The sequence below is a fragment of the Oceanibium sediminis genome, from assembly GCF_003265325.1.
Taxonomy (GTDB): domain Bacteria; phylum Pseudomonadota; class Alphaproteobacteria; order Rhodobacterales; family Rhodobacteraceae; genus Halovulum; species Halovulum sediminis.
On record NZ_QGNX01000001.1, the window covers coordinates 16652 to 32471 of the forward strand.

21 protein-coding genes are annotated in these 15820 nt (G+C 67.7%); 7 read left to right on the forward strand and 14 right to left on the reverse strand.

Features of this window, described 5'->3' with window-relative positions; translation table 11 throughout:
- Positions 1–235: 235 nt before the first annotated feature.
- Genes DJ029_RS00080 through DJ029_RS00115 form a run of 9 tightly spaced genes read right to left on the reverse strand, consistent with a single transcriptional unit; the run spans position 236 to position 5482 of the window.
- On the reverse strand, positions 236–469 hold the full coding sequence (locus tag DJ029_RS00080) for a hexameric tyrosine-coordinated heme protein (protein ID WP_112320294.1): 234 nt from the start codon (positions 467–469) through the stop codon (positions 236–238).
- Positions 369–650, reverse strand: a complete 282-nt coding sequence (gene ccoS, locus DJ029_RS22440; protein WP_112320295.1) for a cbb3-type cytochrome oxidase assembly protein CcoS — start codon at positions 648–650, stop codon at positions 369–371. The genes DJ029_RS00080 and ccoS overlap by 101 nt, the downstream gene beginning before the upstream one ends.
- Positions 647–1444 (reverse strand): DUF2189 domain-containing protein, encoded by a 798-nt coding sequence (locus tag DJ029_RS00090; RefSeq protein ID WP_112320296.1) that lies wholly within the window; start codon positions 1442–1444, stop codon positions 647–649. The genes ccoS and DJ029_RS00090 overlap by 4 nt, the downstream gene beginning before the upstream one ends.
- A 13-nt stretch (positions 1445–1457) precedes the next feature.
- A complete protein-coding gene (locus tag DJ029_RS21640; protein WP_157966210.1) occupies positions 1458–1619 on the reverse strand; it encodes a hypothetical protein in 162 nt (53 codons plus the stop codon).
- Positions 1616–2518 carry a cytochrome-c oxidase, cbb3-type subunit III gene (gene ccoP / locus DJ029_RS00095; protein ID WP_112320297.1) on the reverse strand — a complete coding sequence of 301 codons (903 nt, stop codon included), beginning with the start codon at positions 2516–2518 and terminating at the stop codon, positions 1616–1618. Before ccoP ends, DJ029_RS21640 begins: the two co-directional genes overlap by 4 nt.
- Positions 2515–2682: a cbb3-type cytochrome oxidase subunit 3 gene (locus DJ029_RS00100; protein WP_112320298.1), complete on the reverse strand. Its 168-nt coding sequence runs from the start codon at positions 2680–2682 to the stop codon at positions 2515–2517. Before DJ029_RS00100 ends, ccoP begins: the two co-directional genes overlap by 4 nt.
- Positions 2679–3407: a cytochrome-c oxidase, cbb3-type subunit II gene (ccoO, locus tag DJ029_RS00105; protein WP_112320299.1), complete on the reverse strand. Its 729-nt coding sequence runs from the start codon at positions 3405–3407 to the stop codon at positions 2679–2681. The genes DJ029_RS00100 and ccoO overlap by 4 nt, the downstream gene beginning before the upstream one ends.
- A gap of 4 nt (positions 3408–3411) precedes the next feature.
- Complete coding sequence (gene ccoN / locus DJ029_RS00110) at positions 3412–5046, reverse strand: cytochrome-c oxidase, cbb3-type subunit I (protein WP_112321277.1); 1635 nt, start codon at positions 5044–5046, stop codon at positions 3412–3414.
- 22 nt (positions 5047–5068) lie between these two features.
- A complete protein-coding gene (locus DJ029_RS00115) occupies positions 5069–5482 on the reverse strand; it encodes an RrF2 family transcriptional regulator (protein WP_112320300.1) in 414 nt (137 codons plus the stop codon).
- A gap of 87 nt (positions 5483–5569) precedes the next feature.
- On the opposite strand from DJ029_RS00115, the gene DJ029_RS00120 reads away from it, so the two are divergent.
- The 4 genes from DJ029_RS00120 to DJ029_RS00135 are packed head-to-tail and all read left to right on the forward strand — an operon-like array spanning position 5570 to position 7823.
- Entirely contained in the window at positions 5570–6025 is a 456-nt protein-coding gene (locus DJ029_RS00120) for a group III truncated hemoglobin (protein ID WP_112320301.1), read from the forward strand.
- Between the two features lie 15 nt (positions 6026–6040).
- Positions 6041–6433: a hemerythrin domain-containing protein gene (locus DJ029_RS00125; protein WP_112320302.1), complete on the forward strand. Its 393-nt coding sequence runs from the start codon at positions 6041–6043 to the stop codon at positions 6431–6433.
- Positions 6430–6810, forward strand: a complete 381-nt coding sequence (locus DJ029_RS00130; protein WP_112320303.1) for a DUF488 domain-containing protein — start codon at positions 6430–6432, stop codon at positions 6808–6810. Before DJ029_RS00125 ends, DJ029_RS00130 begins: the two co-directional genes overlap by 4 nt.
- On the forward strand, positions 6807–7823 hold the full coding sequence (locus DJ029_RS00135; RefSeq protein WP_112320304.1) for an NAD(P)H-dependent flavin oxidoreductase: 1017 nt from the start codon (positions 6807–6809) through the stop codon (positions 7821–7823). The genes DJ029_RS00130 and DJ029_RS00135 overlap by 4 nt, the downstream gene beginning before the upstream one ends.
- An 84-nt stretch (positions 7824–7907) precedes the next feature.
- Here DJ029_RS00135 and DJ029_RS00140 read toward each other — a convergent pair whose 3' ends face one another.
- Both DJ029_RS00140 and ychF read right to left on the reverse strand, forming a co-directional pair.
- Complete coding sequence (locus DJ029_RS00140) at positions 7908–9401, reverse strand: calcium-binding protein (RefSeq protein WP_112320305.1); 1494 nt, start codon at positions 9399–9401, stop codon at positions 7908–7910.
- A gap of 159 nt (positions 9402–9560) precedes the next feature.
- The gene (gene ychF / locus DJ029_RS00145; RefSeq protein WP_112320306.1) at positions 9561–10658 is read right to left on the reverse strand and encodes a redox-regulated ATPase YchF; all 1098 of its coding nucleotides are present in this window, start codon (positions 10656–10658) and stop codon (positions 9561–9563) included.
- A gap of 152 nt (positions 10659–10810) precedes the next feature.
- Between ychF and trpA the strand changes: the two genes are divergently transcribed.
- On the forward strand, positions 10811–11602 hold the full coding sequence (trpA, locus tag DJ029_RS00150; RefSeq protein ID WP_112320307.1) for a tryptophan synthase subunit alpha: 792 nt from the start codon (positions 10811–10813) through the stop codon (positions 11600–11602).
- A gap of 191 nt (positions 11603–11793) precedes the next feature.
- Here trpA and DJ029_RS00155 read toward each other — a convergent pair whose 3' ends face one another.
- Together DJ029_RS00155 and DJ029_RS00160 are read right to left on the reverse strand one after the other, a co-directional pair.
- A complete protein-coding gene (locus DJ029_RS00155; RefSeq protein ID WP_112320308.1) occupies positions 11794–13008 on the reverse strand; it encodes an alpha-hydroxy acid oxidase in 1215 nt (404 codons plus the stop codon).
- A 143-nt stretch (positions 13009–13151) separates the two neighbouring features.
- Positions 13152–13679 carry a hypothetical protein gene (locus tag DJ029_RS00160; protein WP_112320309.1) on the reverse strand — a complete coding sequence of 176 codons (528 nt, stop codon included), beginning with the start codon at positions 13677–13679 and terminating at the stop codon, positions 13152–13154.
- Between the two features lie 154 nt (positions 13680–13833).
- On the opposite strand from DJ029_RS00160, the gene DJ029_RS00165 reads away from it, so the two are divergent.
- The gene (locus DJ029_RS00165; RefSeq protein ID WP_112320310.1) at positions 13834–14481 is read left to right on the forward strand and encodes a 50S ribosomal protein L25/general stress protein Ctc; all 648 of its coding nucleotides are present in this window, start codon (positions 13834–13836) and stop codon (positions 14479–14481) included.
- 85 nt (positions 14482–14566) lie between these two features.
- A complete protein-coding gene (gene pth / locus DJ029_RS00170; protein WP_112320311.1) occupies positions 14567–15253 on the forward strand; it encodes an aminoacyl-tRNA hydrolase in 687 nt (228 codons plus the stop codon).
- On the opposite strand, the gene DJ029_RS00175 is transcribed toward pth, so the two are convergent.
- Entirely contained in the window at positions 15246–15800 is a 555-nt protein-coding gene (locus tag DJ029_RS00175; protein ID WP_112320312.1) for a helix-turn-helix transcriptional regulator, read from the reverse strand. The genes pth and DJ029_RS00175 overlap by 8 nt on opposite strands.
- Positions 15801–15820: the final 20 nt, after the last annotated feature.

A 15820-nucleotide genomic window follows, 5' to 3' on the forward strand; every position in this document is an offset into this window, starting at 1 on the left:
CTCAGGGTGTGGATTCTGTTCGCGATACGGCACCCTGCACCGAATGCCGGTCCGTTCCACGACACACTCGCGCGATGGCTGACCGCGAGGCGGAGCCAGGCACGGACACTATTCTTTTTTCCTGCAGCCCTTCAGCGGCGGACGTTCACGCCGATACCGGCGTCTCGGCCGGGCGAGGTCGCGCCGCCGAGGCCCCCGCGCCCTGCTCTGGAAAACCCCGTGCGTTCCGCCGCCGTTAGGTCGCCTCTCGCCAGTAGTCGTTGGCCGCCGCCACCGTGGCGAAATGCGTAGCCACGACCTGGCTCGAGGCGATCAGGGCGTCCGCGTCCTCGGCATAGACGGGCCGCAGCTTGTCGCGCACCGCGGCGTCAGGCTGGGTCATCTTGACGGCGACGCGGGCCATCTTCACGGCGAGGTCGTAGCCCTCCTGCGGGGTGGTCGTCTTCAGCGTTGTCAGCCAGGGTGTCATGTCGTCTGCCTTCCGTTGCGGGTGGGTTGTTTTGTTGCGGCCGCTCCCCGGGCGCGATCACGCGCCAGGCGTTGCCGTCGGGATCGTCGAACTGGTTGTGGCGCATCGCCCAAACAAAGGCGTAGAGCCCGATCAGCCCCATGCCGAGCGAGATGGGGATAAGTACGACGAGCGAGGTCACGCCCCCTCCCCGGCGATGGCGCGCCAGGCGTGCCAGGTGCCGAAGCCGAGCACGGGGAACACCAGGACCAATCCCAGAAGCCCGGTCGCGGCGCTGAGCGCCATGCCGAGGGCGACGATCCCGCCCCAGGCGAGGCAGGGGCGCAGATTGTGCGTGGTCATCGCGAAACTGAGGCCCAGCGCCGTCAGCGCGTCGCGCCGCTCGGCCAGCAGCATCGGCACCGAGAACAGGCTCAGCGCGAAGGCGAAGGCGGCGAACAGCGCCCCGATGGCCGAGCCCACGGCCAGAAGCCCCCAGCCGCGCGGCGTGGTCAGGACATTGGACAGCGCGTCGCCCGCGCCAGGCAGCGGCGCGAAGCCGAAGAACAGCGCGTAAAGCAGGTCCGCCGCGCGCAGCCAGAACAGCACCAGCAGCCCCAGGAGCAACCCGGCATAGGCCAGTTGCGCCCCGGCCGCCGGGCGCACCAGCAGCATCTGGCGCAGCGTGGTCGCCTGCCCCTCCGCCCGCCGGCGGCTGTAGGCGTAAAGCCCGATCGCCAGGAACGGCCCCACGATCAGGAACCCCGAAACCGCCGGCAGCGCGAGGTAGAGCAGTCCCGTGGCCGCCAGCCCCCACAGAACCGCATAGGAAAGAAGCAGGAGAAAGCCGCCGTAGGCGAGGCTCTGCTTGGGTGCGGCGCGGAAATCCCGCCAGCCCGCGCCGAGCCAGCCGAGGGCGGCCCCCGCGGGCAGGTTGCGCGCCAGCGACGAGGCGGGGCGCTGCGGCGGGCGGACGGTGGGAAGCGGTTCCAGCATGATCGGGGGCCTTTCAGCAGACGCGTTTGGCAGGCGCGACGGCACCTTCGACCGCGACGCAATCGGGCTGCGAGCGGAACGCCGCCATCACCAGGTGCGCATTGGCGGCGAGCAGCAGCCCCACCGCCGCGACAGCGGCGAGAAGCGCGAGACGTTTCTGGCCGCGCGCCGTCATTCGCCCCCCTCCTCAGCACTCATGCGCGCGACGTAGAGCGCGAGCGCGTTGATCTCGGCCTTGTCGAGCCGGTCGGACCATTGCGGCATGTGCCCCTGCCGCCCCTGCCAGAGCGTTTCCATGATGCGCTGAACGTCCTGGCCATAGATCGTCGCCGCATCGGTCAGGGACGGCGCCCCGTTCAGCAATCCGCCTGCGCCGCCGTCACCGTGGCAGGCCACGCAGTTTTCCGCGAACAGGGGCACGCCCGGGCTGTCCGGGTCGGCAGCGCCCGACGGCAGCGACGCGACGTAGTCCGACAGGGCAAGGCGTTCGCCGCGCTCCATCCAGTCGAAGGCCGGCATCTGCGCCAGGCGGGTCTCGGGATGCTCGGCGTTGATGCCCACCTGAAGGGTCAGGGCAATATCCGGCGGCGCGCCGCCCCAGAGCCAGTGTTCGTCCCGCAGCACGGGATACCCCGGCCCGCCGCCGCCGTCGCCGCCATGACAGGCCGCGCAATTGTCGCGATAAAGCCGGTCGGCCGCGGGCATCGCGACGGCCATCAGCGCGTCATCGTCGGCCAGCGCGCCGAAGTCGGGGTCCTCGAAGCGCGCCAGCCAGTCGGCGCGCAGGGCGGTGAGGGCGCGCAACTGCTCTTCCGCCATTTCCTGCTGGTCGAGCCCCAGGATGCCCCGCGTGTAGTCGCGCCCCAGCGGCCATGTGGGCAACAGGACCCAGGCCACCAGCGAATAGGCGAAGGTCAGCACAAGGGCGATCAGCGCCACCTTCGGGAAGGGCGTGTTCAGCTCCCGGATGCCGCCCCAGTCGTGGCCGGTGGTGTCATAGCCCGTGACCGGGTCGATCTCGCGGTTGCCGGTGTGGGGGTCGGCCCCGGGAAGGGTTTTCGGGTCGGTCGTCATTCGCCCGCCTCCCCGTCGTTTCCGGGCAGGATCGAGCGGGCGATCCGCTCCTGCTCGGCACGTCTGCGCGGGTTGTAGGCGCGGATCAGCACGACCAGCATGAAGCCGCCCATCCACAGCGGGCCGAGGATCCTGGCGATCAGCACGAGCGTTTCGTGGCTCATTCGTCCTCCTCCGCCATCAGGCGACGGGCCTCGCCGGTCAAGGTACCAAGGGATTGAAGGTAAGCGACGACGGCGTCCATCTCGGTCAAGCGGTCGGGGTCTCCGTCGAAGTCCCGCAGCGGGACATCTTCGCCGTAGCGGTCGCGCACGCCCTCCGCGCCGTCGGAATCGGGGCGGCTTTGCGCCAGCGCGTCGGCTGTGGCGTTCTCGATCATGTCCGCGTCATAGGGCACGCCAAGCCGGGCGAGCGTGGCGAGGCTGTCCTCGATCAGGCGGGTGTCCAGCGCGCGGGTCAGCCAGGGATAGGCCGGCATGATCGACACCGGAATCACGCTGCGCGGGTCGATCAGATGCGCCATGTGCCAGGAATCGGAGTATTTCCCGCCGATGCGCGCCAGGTCGGGCCCGGTGCGTTTCGAGCCCCAGAGCATCGGGTGATCGTAGGCGCTTTCGGCGGCCAGCGAATAGGGCCCGTAGCGATCCAGTTCGTCGGCCAGGCTGCGCACCATCTGGGAATGGCAGGCATAGCAACCCTCGCGGATGTAGATCTCGCGGCCCGCCAGTTCCAGCGGGGTGTGGGGGCGCATGTCGGCGGGGATCTCGACCGTTTCCTCGATGGTGAAGAGCGGCGCGATCTCGACGATCCCGCCGACCGAGGCGACGGCGATGATCGCCCCCACCAGCCCCATGGAGATCTTTTCCAGGTTGTAGTGCAGCTTCAGCATCGCCTTACTCCGCCGGTTGGGCCACGAGGGGGCGGTCGCTCACGTCCACCCGGTCCCCCGCGGCGCACATCGTCGCGCGGCAGTTCAGCGCGCAGAGCAGCGCACCGGCCAGGAACAGCCCGCCGCCAAGGGTGCGCGCGGCGTAATAGGGCAGCATCGCCTCGACCGACTCGATGAAGCTGTAACTGAGCGCGCCGCCCTCGTCATAGGCGCGCCACATCAGCCCCTGCGTGATCCCCGCGTTCCAGAGCGAGACGACGTAGATCAGCGTCCCCGTCACCGCGAGCCAGAAGTGCCACTCCACCGCGCGGGGCCAGGCCATGTCCTCGCGCCCCCAGAGCTTGGGCACCAGGCTGTAGATCGCGCCGAACACGATCATCGCCACCCAGCCCAGCGTGCCGGAATGCACGTGCCCCACCGTCCAGTCGGTGTAATGCGACAGCGAGTTCACGGGGCGGATCGCAAGGAACGACCCCTCGAAGGTGGACAGGCCGTAGAAGACGGCGGCCACGAACATGAACCGCAGCGTCGCGTCGTCACGCACCTTGTGCCAGGCGCCGTTCAGCGTGGCGATGGCGTTCCCGGCGGAGGCCCAGCTCGGCACCAGCAGCATGACCGAGAAGGTCATGCCCAGCGTCTGCACCCAGTAGGGCAGCGCGGTGTAATGCAGGTGATGCGAGCCCGCCCACATGTAAAAGAACACGATGCCCCAGAAGCTGAGGATCGACAGCCGGTAGGACCAGATCGGGCGCTCGGCGCGCACCGGCAGGAAATAGTAGAGCATGCCCAGGAAACCGGCCGTCAGGAAGAACGCCACCGCGTTGTGCCCGTACCACCACTGGATCATCGCATCCTGCACGCCCGACCAGATGGTGAAGCTTTCCCCCGCGCCCCAGGTGACCGGGATCGCCAGGTTGTTGACGATGTGCAGCATCGCCACGACAAGGATGAAAGCCATGTAGTACCAGTTGGCGACGTAGATATGCGGCTCGGCCCGTCGCGCCAGCGTGCGGATATAAAGCGCGAAATAGGTCACCCAGACCAACACCAGCCAGAGGTCCGCGTACCATTCCGGCTCGGCATATTCCTTGGACTGGGTCTGCCCCATGACGTAGCCCGTCGCGGCCCAGACGCAGAACAGGTTGAAGCCGATCAGCACGAACCACGGGCTGAGCGCATCCGCCAGCCGCGCCCGCGAGGTGCGTTGCAGAACGTAGAGCGAGGTGGCGATCAGCGCGTTGCCGCCAAAGCCGAAGATCACGCCCGAGGTGTGGACAGGGCGCAGCCGCCCGTAGCTGGTGGCCGGCCAGGGCGGGGTCGCCTCGGGCCAGTACATCAGCGCGGCCAGCCAGACGCCCGCGGCCATGCCCGCCACCGCCCAGATCAGCGTCATGACGATGCCGAAGCGGATCGGCGCGTCGTCATACTGGGTCAAACGCTCCGGCGAAGGTTCCGGCTGGTCATAAAGCGCCCCGCCCAGAACGAAAACGAGCACGAGCCCCAGCGCGACGGCCATTCCCCCATGCACCATCATCGGCCCCTGTTTCGCCACCCCCGCCATCACAAGGCCCAGGCACACGAGCAGGATCGACAGTGCCATGCCGATCTGGCGTTCGGTCGATGTCAGGGTTGAGGTCATGGCCATGCGTCAGGTCCCGTTTTCATGCGAACTGGAGGGGGGAGAGCGCGATGTCGGCCAGCGTCGAGCGGTCAAGATCGGCCAGGAACGCCGCCTCGGCAGAGCGCAGCCGGGTTTTCAGCGCACAGCACCCGTCCAGCGTGCAGGCGTTCTGCGCGCCGAAACATTCGACGAGCGCCTGGTCTTCCTCCAGCAGGCGGATGACCGCGCCGAGCCGGATCTCCTCAGCCGGGCGGGCAAGAACGGCACCGCCGCCACCGCCCCGGCGCGTCTCGACCAGTCCGGCGCGGGACAGGCGCTGCATGATCTTGGCCAGGTGGTTGCGCGACAGTCCGAACTCTTCGGCCAAGTCCGCGCTGGAAAAGGCGTGTCCGGGGTCGCTCGCCATGCGCATCAGCATGCGCAGCCCGTAATCGGTGAAGGAAGTGAAGCGCATTGCCACAAGCATCCTTTATGAATTGGTATTTACAATACCTATTAACAGACCTACCCTTTATTGCAAGACCCACCAACGAGGCCCCCGATGTCCACGCCCGCAACCCCCACGCAGCCCCCCTCCGCCCGGCCGGCGATGACGGCCGCGATCATGGCGGAAACGGGCCTGGACGAGGACATGCTGCGCGACCTCGTGCACGCCTTCTACGCGAAGGTGCGCCGCGACGCGGTGCTCGGCCCGATCTTTACCGAACGCATCGCCGATTGGGGCCCGCACCTGGAACGGATGGTCGCCTTCTGGTCCTCGGTCGCGCTGATGACCGGGCGCTATCATGGCCGCCCCGTGCCCGCGCACACGCCCCTGCCCGTTCAGGCCGCGCATTTCGAGCGTTGGCTGGCCCTGTTCCGGGAAACCGCGCGCGAGGTCTGCACACCGGCCGGCGCGGCGCATGTGATCCTGCGCGCCGAGCGTATCGCAACCTCGCTTCACATCGCGGTGCAGGACGCGCAGGCCGCCCCCGGCGCCGTGCCCGTCCTGCGCTGAGCAAAGGAGTCCCCGGTGACCGACGATGCCCCCATCCACGACCCCGCCGCGCTGACCCGCCATATCGAGACGCGCTACCACGCAAGCCACCGGCGGCAGCTGCCCCAGCTTCTGAGGCTGGCCGAGATGATCGAGGACCTGCACGAACCCGACCGCGGCGTCCCCGCCGGGCTGGCCGCGATCCTGCACCGCATGATCGCAGAGATGGAGGTGCACATGAAGAAAGAGGAGCTCATGGTATTCCCGCTGATCCGCAAGGGCGGCGGGCCGGTGCCGGGCGCGCGCATCGCCGCGATGCGCGAACAGATCATGGAAGCGATTTGGGTCGCGGCAGAGATGCGCGCGGGCGCGGCCTACGCCCATTCGATCAAGGCGCTGGAGCTGATGGACGGCGACGCCCCGACATGACCGACGCCCCGGATATCGCCCTCGCCCGGGTTTATGATGCGCCCGGCGCGGCACCGGGCGCGCGGCTGCTGGTCGATCGCGTCTGGCCGCGCGGTGTTTCGAAAGAGGCCCTGGAGCTGGACGACTGGATAAGGGAGGTGGCCCCGAGCGACGCGCTGCGAAAGTGGTTCCACCACGACCCCGGGAAGTGGGACGCGTTCCAGCGCTGCTATTGCGCCGAGCTGGACCAGAACGACGAAGCGGTCGAACGCTGCCTGTCCTGGCGACGGAAAGGGCCGGTTGTCCTGCTTTACGGCGCGAAGGACCGCGAGCACAACCAGGCCGTGGTGCTGCGGGCGTACCTGCATGAGCAGCTTCGGCAGGGGGGCGCGGCATGACGAATGGGTGCCACCCCGCGCTGCGCACCCCGCTCTGCGCGCTTCTGGGCTGCGAGGTTCCGATCCTGCTGGCCGGCATGGGCGGCGTGTCCCGCTGGGAACTGGCCGCCGCCGTGGCCGAGGCGGGCGGGTTTCCGACGCTCGGCATGGTGCGCGAGTCGCCCGGCCTGATCGCGCGCGAGGTGCGCGCCCTGCGCGCCGCCACGGACCGGCCCTTCGCCGTCAACCTGATCCCGGCGGCCACCGACCCGGACCTGCTCGACGCGCAGATCGCCTGCTGCCTCGACCTTGGCGTCGGGGCGTTCTCGTTCTTCTGGGACGTGGTGCCCGGCGCGGTGGAAAGGGTGAAGGCGGCAGGCTGCCTCGTACTGCACCAGGTCGGCACGCTTCAGGCCGCGCGCGAGGCCGAGGCCGCCGGCGCCGACGTGCTGATCGCCCAGGGGATCGAGGCCGGCGGCCATGTTCACGGGCGCACGGGCGCCTTCGCGCTGGCCGCGGCGATCCTTGGCGAAAGCCGGGTGCCGGTCGTCGTCTCCGGCGGGATCGTCGACGGGCGGGGCCTCGCCGCGGCGCTGGCGATGGGCGCTTCGGGCGTCCACTGCGGGACCGCCTTTATCCCGACCGATGAATCCTTTGCCCATGACGAGCACAAGCGCCGGCTGGTGGCAGCCGGGACGGCGGACACGGTTCTTACGGATGTCTTCGTGCTGAACTGGCCGCGCGGCGCCGCGGTCCGGGTCCTCGCGAACAGCGTGACCGAAGCGCTCGGCGACCGGCTTCTGGGGCATGACCCCGCCACCCTGCCGCGCGAGGCCATCGCCTGGGACGATGACGTGGCCCGCCTGCGCTTCAGCACAGATTCCCCGCTGCGCACGACGACGGGCGAGCTGGAGGCGATGGCGCTCTACGCGGGCCAGGGCGTGGGGCAAGTGACGGATATCGTGCCCGCGGGTGAGCGCCTGCGCCGGATGGCGTCAGGGGCGGACACCCTGCTTGCGCGCCTCCGCTCCTGACGCCCGGGCAGGGCGCGGCAGAGCGGCGGCTGCCCTAACCGCCTTTCGCAGGCCCCCAAGCTGCATCGCCCCGCGACAGGCCCCTCACCCGAAGATGAAATTGTCCTCGGTAAACAGGTCCATGTTATAAGGGCCGCCAGCGGGGTTGTAGAGGCGGATCACCTCGTCCCCGACGATGATCGCGGCGCCGCGTTCGCGCGCGCCGATGGTCAGGTCGTCGATGTGATTGACGAAGTCGAAATCCGTCAGGTCGATCTTGTCGTGCCGCGGGTTGAAGTCGGTGATGAAGTCCGAGCGGCCATCGTCGATGAACTTGAACACGTCCTTTCCGCGCCCGCCGGTCAGCGTATCCCGGCCGCGGCCATCCACCAGGATATCGTCCCCCGCCAGGCCGGAAATCTGGTCGGACCGGCCCATCCCCCAGATGATGTCGTCACCGTTGGTCCCGCGCAGGACCTCCGGCGCCGCCGCGCCGCGCAGGTCGACCCCGCTGCGGGACAGGTCGATGACAAGTTCGGTCACGCCATGCTCGGAGGCCGATCCGACATAGATATAAGCCGTCTCCCCCTCCACCCGCACGTCGAGCGAGGATATGTTGCGCAGCGTCGTATCGAAATCGTCGGCGATGGTGTCGATGTGCATCAGGCGGCCCCGGTAGTTCAGCTCGAACAGCGAAACCCCGTCGTCCGCCCCCGCGGCGACCACGAAGCTGCGATCCCCGATGCTGAACGCCTCCAGGTCCTGCAACCCCTCGAAGCGCAACGCCTTGGTGTCGATGCGATGGTCGACCAGCTTGGCGACGTTGTTCTGGCTGATACGGATGACCGAGATCGAGTCGGACTGCGACGCGCCGACGATCATGAACCCGCGTTCGTTCACCTGGATGCTGTCCATCGCGGTCACCCGCGCGAAGCCCCCGATATGTTCCGGCAGGATACGCTCGGCCTGGCGCGCCGAACCGCTGGCCGAGAAGGTGTAGATGTGGATCCCGCTGTCAAAGGCAGATGCGACGAACAGCGCATCCTGGCCATGCAGCGTTGCGTGGTGCAACGCGCTCACATCCTCCAGCCGCCGCCAGCCGGTATCCTCGACCGAGGCGAAGGGCGTCAACGCGCCGGAATTCCCGAGCGTATAGACCTCGAACCCCGTCTGGTTGAAGTTCGCCGTATAGATCAACGTCTCCCCGTTGACCGAGGCCGCCTCCCCCACGAGGCCGCCGGTATAGGCGAGCGTCGCGTCGAAATAGCTTTCGCTCAGGCTGATCGCGCCCCCGGGGCTTATGTCATAAAGCGCGTAGTTGTCGTCGTACCGGCCCAGCGCCAGGATCTGCCCGTCCGGCGTCAGGACCAGGTCGCTCAGCGTCGCGGTCCCGCTCTGGGCGGAGTATTCGACCCGCCCGGTCAGCGCGATGCTGCCCGGATCGGTGACATCATAGACCGAGATCGCCCCAAGCGCCTCGGACCCGACGACCATGTAGATACGGCCGTTGATCTCTCGGATCAGGACATCCGACACGCCATCGATCGGATTCGCGCCACTGTCCGTGACGACGAACCCGGTCTGAAACAGACCAGCCATCGTGTGTTACCCCACACCTCTGGCGCATTACCCAATGCGCTTTCCCTTGGTGTGGATCATCGCCAACGCGGCTGAATGCCGTCCTAACAGATAGCTAGGACGGTATTAAACGTGCGGATAACTTATCGTTAAAGGTTCGCTAATGTTCGTGAACTTGCTTCAGGTGTTGAACAGGAAGTGCAGCACATCGCCATCCTTCACGATGTAGCTCTTGCCTTCCGCCCTGAGTTTGCCCGCCTCGCGCGCGGCCTGTTCGCCGCCCTGCTGCACGAAGTCGTCGAAGGCGATGGTCTCGGCGCGGATGAAGCCGCGCTCGAAATCGCCATGGATCGCCCCGGCGGCCTTGGGCGCGGTGGAGCCCTTCGGCACCGTCCAGGCGCGCGCCTCTTTCGGGCCGACGGTGAAATAGGTGATCAGCCCGAGCAGGTCGTAGCCCGCGGCGATGACCCGGTCGAGCCCGGCTTCCTCGAGCCCCAGCTCCTTCAGGAACTCGCGCCGCTCCTCGGTGTCGAGCTGGCTGATCTCCTCCTCGATCGCGGCCGAGATCACGACAGAGGCAGCGCCCTCAGCCGCCGCCTTCTCCGCCACGCGGCGCGAAAGGGCGTTTCCGGTGGCCGCGCTCTCCTCCTCCACGTTGCACACGTAAAGGACCGGCTTGGCGCTCAGCAATTGCAGCTGCGCCCAGGCTTTCGCCTGCTCGGGATCCACCTCGACAGTACGGGCGGGTTGACCCGACTCGATCGCGGCGCGGGCGCGCTCCAGCAGGCTGACTGCTTCGACCGCCTCCTTGTCGCCGCCCTTCACCTTGCGGGTCAGGTTCTGCAACCGGCGCTCGATGCTTTCCAGGTCGGCCAGCATCAGCTCCGTCTCGATCACCTCGGCGTCTTCGACCGGGTCCACCCGGCCGGACACATGGGTGACGTCGTCATCCTCGAAACAGCGCAGGACGTGGGCGATCGCGTCACACTCGCGGATGTTGGCGAGGAACTGGTTGCCCAGCCCTTCGCCCTGGCTCGCGCCCTTGACCAGCCCGGCGATGTCGACAAAGGTCATGCGCGTCGGGATGGTCTTGGCCGACTTGCCGATCTCCGCCAATTGGTCCAGCCGCGGATCAGGCACCGACACCTCGCCGACGTTCGGCTCGATGGTGCAAAACGGAAAGTTTGCCGCCTGCGCCGCCGCGGTCCGCGTCAGCGCGTTGAAGAGCGTCGATTTGCCGACGTTCGGCAAGCCCACGATACCAGTCTTGAAACCCATGATGCCCTCCTAGCGGCGCGTCGAGCGGCATGTAGGCGTCGCGACGCGCCATGGTCAAGGGGCGGCAGCGGCCCATGCGCCCCACGGCCCATTGATTTCCGCGCCGCGCTGGCGCAAAAGCCATATCAGAAGAAGGACAGGGGCCCGAGCACATGACGAGAATCGACGACACCTTCCAGCGCCTCCGGGGCGAGGACCGGGCCGCATTCGTTTCCTACATCATGGCAGGCGACCCGTCCTTCGAAACCTCGATGGAGGTGATGCGCGGCCTGCCCGCGGCGGGTGTCGACATCATCGAACTCGGCGTGCCCTTCACCGATCCCATGGCCGACGGCCCCGCGATCCAGCTCGCCGCCTCCCGCGCGCTCGAGGCAGGCATGACGCTTGGGCGCACGCTGGAAATGGCGCGCAACTTCCGTGAGCAGGACACGACGACCCCGATCGTGCTCATGGGCTATTACAACCCGATCTACTCCATGGGCGTGGACCGTTTCGTCGCGGCGGCGAAGGAAGCAGGCATCGACGGCCTGATCGTCGTCGACCTGCCCCCCGAAGAGGATGACGAACTCTGCCTGCCCGCCCAGGCAGCCGGGCTGAACTTCATCCGCCTCGCCACCCCGACGACCGATGACAAACGCCTGCCGAAGGTCGCGCAGAACACCTCAGGCTTCATCTACTACGTCTCGATCACCGGCATCACCGGCGCCGCCGCCGCCAACGCGGCCTCCGTCGCACCCGAGGTCGCCCGGATCAGGACCGCCACCAACCTGCCGGTCTGCGTCGGCTTCGGCATCACCACACCTGAGGCCGCCGGGAACATCGCCCGCGTCGCCGACGGCGCGGTCGTCGGCTCGGCAATCGTCGCGGAACTCGCCGCCGGCAAACCGCCCGCCGAGGTGCTCGCCTTCGTCAAGACCCTCGCCGACGCCACCCACACCCGCTGACCCCGGCACGGCGCAATAAAGCGCCCTTGCCGACCCGCACCCACTTTTCTCCACAAATACTCCCGCCGGAGGCATCCAATGCCGCCCCGGGCACAAACCCCTGCCCCGAAAAGCCCCCCGCAGCGCAGCTGCGGCCCGGCCCAACGCGCCGGTGCCATCGCGCCAGCGATGGCACCGGCGGGGCGGGAGCGCTACTCCGCCGCCTTGCCGGCCGCCGGGGCGATGGTTTCGCCCCATGCCCCCGGGCCCAGCGGCTGCGGGATCTGGTGCGGGAAAATCAGGTTCGACATGTCCATGTCCTTGATATCGGTCCGCCCGCACAACGCCATGGTTGTGTCCAACTCCTTGTGGATCACCTCCAGCGCCGCCGTCACCCCGGACTTGCCCATCGCGCCAAGGCCATAGAGGAAGGCGCGCCCGATATAGGTCCCCTTCGCCCCCATCGCGACCGCCTTCAGCACATCCTGGCCCGAGCGTATCCCGCCGTCGAAATGCACCTCCACCCGGTCGCCGACCGCCGCGACGATCTCCGGCAACACGGTGAGCGAGCTGAGCGCCCCGTCCAGCTGCCGCCCGCCGTGGTTGGACACGATGATCGCATCCGCGCCCTTGTCCGCCGCGATCCGCGCATCCTCGGCGTCGAGGATCCCCTTGATGATGAAGGTCCCGCCCCAGCGCTCGCGGATCCAGTCGATGTCGTCCCAGGTCAGCGACTGGTCGAACTGCGCGTGCGTCCAGTCGGCCAGCGTGCCCATGTCGTCCACGCCCTTCGCGTGGCCGACGATGTTGCGGAAGGTCCGGCGATGGGTCTGAAGCATGTTGAAGCACCACCGCGGTTTCATCGCGATGTTGACGATATTGGCCGGCGTCAGCTTGGGCGGCGCGCCAAGCCCGTTCTTGATGTCCTTGTGCCGCTGCCCGATCACCTGCAGGTCCAGCGTCAGCACCAGCGCCGAGCATCCCGCTGCCTTGGCGCGGTCGATCAGGTTCGCCGCGAAGTCCCGGTCCCGCATCACGTAGAGCTGGAACCAGAACGGCTTCTTTGTCGCCGCCGCCACGTCCTCGATCGAGCAGATCGCCATCGTCGACAGCGTGAAGGGCACGCCGAATGCCTCCGCCGCCTGGGCGGCCAGGATCTCACCGTCGGCGTGCTGCATCCCTGTCAGCCCGGTCGGGGCGAGGGCGACGGGCATCGCCACGTCCTCGCCCACCATCGTGCTTCTGGTCGAGCGTCCTTCCATGTTCACCGCCACGCGCTGGCGCAGGCGGATCTTCTCGAAGATGGAGGTATTCTCGCGGTAGGTCTGCTCGGTCCAGCTGCCGCTGTCCGCATAATCATAGAACACGCGGGGGACGCGGCGTTCGGCAAGCTGGCGTAGATCTTCGATCGTGGTGATCACGGGCATGATTGGACCCCTCGGGCGCTTGATGGTGAAATTGGTATCTTCTTCTTACCAACTGATACCATCGGGGGTCGCGGGCGCAATGCGCCTTTTTCGCCCGGACCCGGGAATCATCGCCCCCGCGGGCAAATCATCGCGGCATGGCCTCAGCCCCCGGCCAGGGCCTCCAGCTCTGCCGACCCACAGGCCCCGTTGGCCATGCAGGCGCGCAGCACGTTGATCTGGCGATCCGTCGGCGCCGCTAAGACCTGGCCCGGGCAGGCATCCACCGCCAGGCGCAAGTCCCCCTCCGGGGTGCGCTCGACAAAGGCCAGCACCCGTGTGTCCAGCGGCGGGAAACTGCCGCACCAGACGGCCAGGCAGTTGACGGACACGCTGACCTCGGCCTCCAGGTCGCCATCCCGATCGATCCCGAGGTGCCGTCCGGAAAACGCCAGCACCGCCTCCGCCCCGGTCCGGTCCGGGGGGACGCCTGCGCCGCCCTTCGGCTCGGGCGGCGTTGCCGCCGGCAGCGGCGCGTCGGTGCTGAACCGCCCCTCGACAAGCAGATACACATCATCCGCGGCGGCGGCCCGGTTGTAGGACTCCCCCATGTTCGGCGGCAGGCAACTCAGCCCCAGCGCCGGCGCGGCGAGACATGCCATGGAAAGCGTGCAGGCGACGGTTTTCAGCATCCTGTCCTCCGGATCGGTCTGGCCCGAGCCTAGGCCCGGAGAGGAACCGAAACAACGCCCTTGCAAATCCCGGCACATCAACTATTACGACGCATCGTCGCGGGAGACCCACCCTTGGAGGACCCCGCGATCCGTACAACCAGGAGATAAGCCAATGGCTAAAGAGACAATCGTTCTCAACGCCACGGCGCGCGCGGGGACAGGCAAGGGGGCCGCCCGCTCTGCACGTCGTGAGGGCCTCGTGCCCGGAGTGATCTATGGCGGGGGCGAAGACCCTGTCGCGATCAACGTCAAGTTCAACGAGCTGCTGAAGAACCTGAAGGCGGGCAAGTTCCTGTCCACCCTTCTGACCATCAAGATCGATGGTGTAGAGCAGCGCGTGATCTGCCGCGGCGTCCAGCGTGACGTGGTCAAGGATCTGCCCACCCATGTCGACTTCCTGCGCCTGAGCCGCAAGAGCCGCATCAACCTCTACATCCCGGTGGATGTCGTGGGTGAGGAAGAAAGCCCCGGCCTGAAGCGCGGCGGCGTTCTGACCCTGCTGCGCCCGGAAGTCGAGCTGAAGGTGACCGCCGGGGACATCCCCGAGTCGCTGACCGCGGACGTGTCCAACATGAACATCGGCGATGCGCTGACGATCTCGGACATCGTTCTGCCCAAGGGCACGCGTCCGATGATCACCGACCGCGACTTCGTGATCGCCAGCGTCTCCGCACCGTCCGGCCTGAAGGCCCAGGACGACGAGGACGAAGGTGATGAAGCCGAAGCTTCCGCCGAAGGCGCCGAGACCGCAGAGGCGTAATTCCCTCTTCCGGCATGACATGCTACCACCGACGCGCTGCCCACCCGGGCGGCGCGTTTTCGTTTGAAGAGCAGGGAAACGGGCGATGAAACTGATCGTGGGGCTTGGCAACCCGGGGGCGAAATACACCCATAACCGGCACAACATCGGCTTCATGGCGCTGGACGCCATCGCCGAGGCGAACGGCATCGGCCCCTGGCGCGGCAAGTTCCAGGGACAACTGGCAGAGGGACGGCTGGGCAGCGAAAAAGTACTGCTGCTGAAGCCGGAAACCTTCATGAACCTGTCCGGCCAGTCCGTGGGCGAAGCGATGCGCTTCTACAAGCTGACGCCCGAGGATGTCATCGTCTTCCACGACGAGCTGGACCTTGCGCCCGGCAAGCTGCGCGTCAAGCGCGGCGGCGGCCACGCGGGGCACAACGGCTTGCGCTCGATGCACCAGCACATCGGGCCCACGTACCTGCGCGTGCGCCTCGGCATTGGCCACCCCGGCGACAAGCGGCTGGTGACGCCCCATGTCCTCGGCGATTTCGCCAAGGCCGACCAGGACTGGCTGGCCCCCCTGTTGCAGGGTATCGGCAAGGCCGCCCCCCTGCTGGCGAAAGGGACCGAGGACAAGTTCATGTCACAGGTCGCCCAGTCCCGTCCGCCGGAACCGCGCGCGCCCCCGAAGCCGAAGCCGCCCGCCCCGCAGGTGCCTGCCAAGCAGGACCAGCCGCCAGAGCCGGACACAAGAAGCGCGTTGCAGCGCCTCATGGACAAGTTCAACTGAGCGGCGACGCCTCGCCCACCGGCGCGGGCGGCTCGGCAACTTCCGTTCCGGGCCGCCGCTCCAGCATATCCTCGATGAACAGGCTCAGAAGCTGGGTGCGCCCGCTGACGCCCGCCTTGCGGTAGATGGCATTGCCCTGCGCCTTGACGGTGCCCTCGCTGGTTTCGCGCAGGCGCGCGATCTCGGCGTTGGAGAAGCCCTTCAGGGTGAACCAGGCGACGTCCCGTTCCGCCGGGGTCAGGCCCCAGGTCTGGAAGCGTTCCTCCAGCAGCTCGGCGAACGCGCCCGAGGCGGCGCGCAACTGCCCCTCCATCCGGTGATTGTGCCGTAGGGTGACCACGAGGGTCAGCAGGCCGATCGCGAAGCCGATGACTAGACCAAGCGCGGCGCCGATCTCGATCAACTCGCGCATCGCCCAGGAAATCGGCTCGCTGCGAAACCCGAGGACATCGGCGCCGATTTCCCAGACGAAGAACCCCATGCACGCCAGTTGGAGCGGCACCAGCGCCCAAAGTGCGACGATCCGGACACCCCCACGCTGCCGCATCAGGGCAGCCGGGCGCGCAT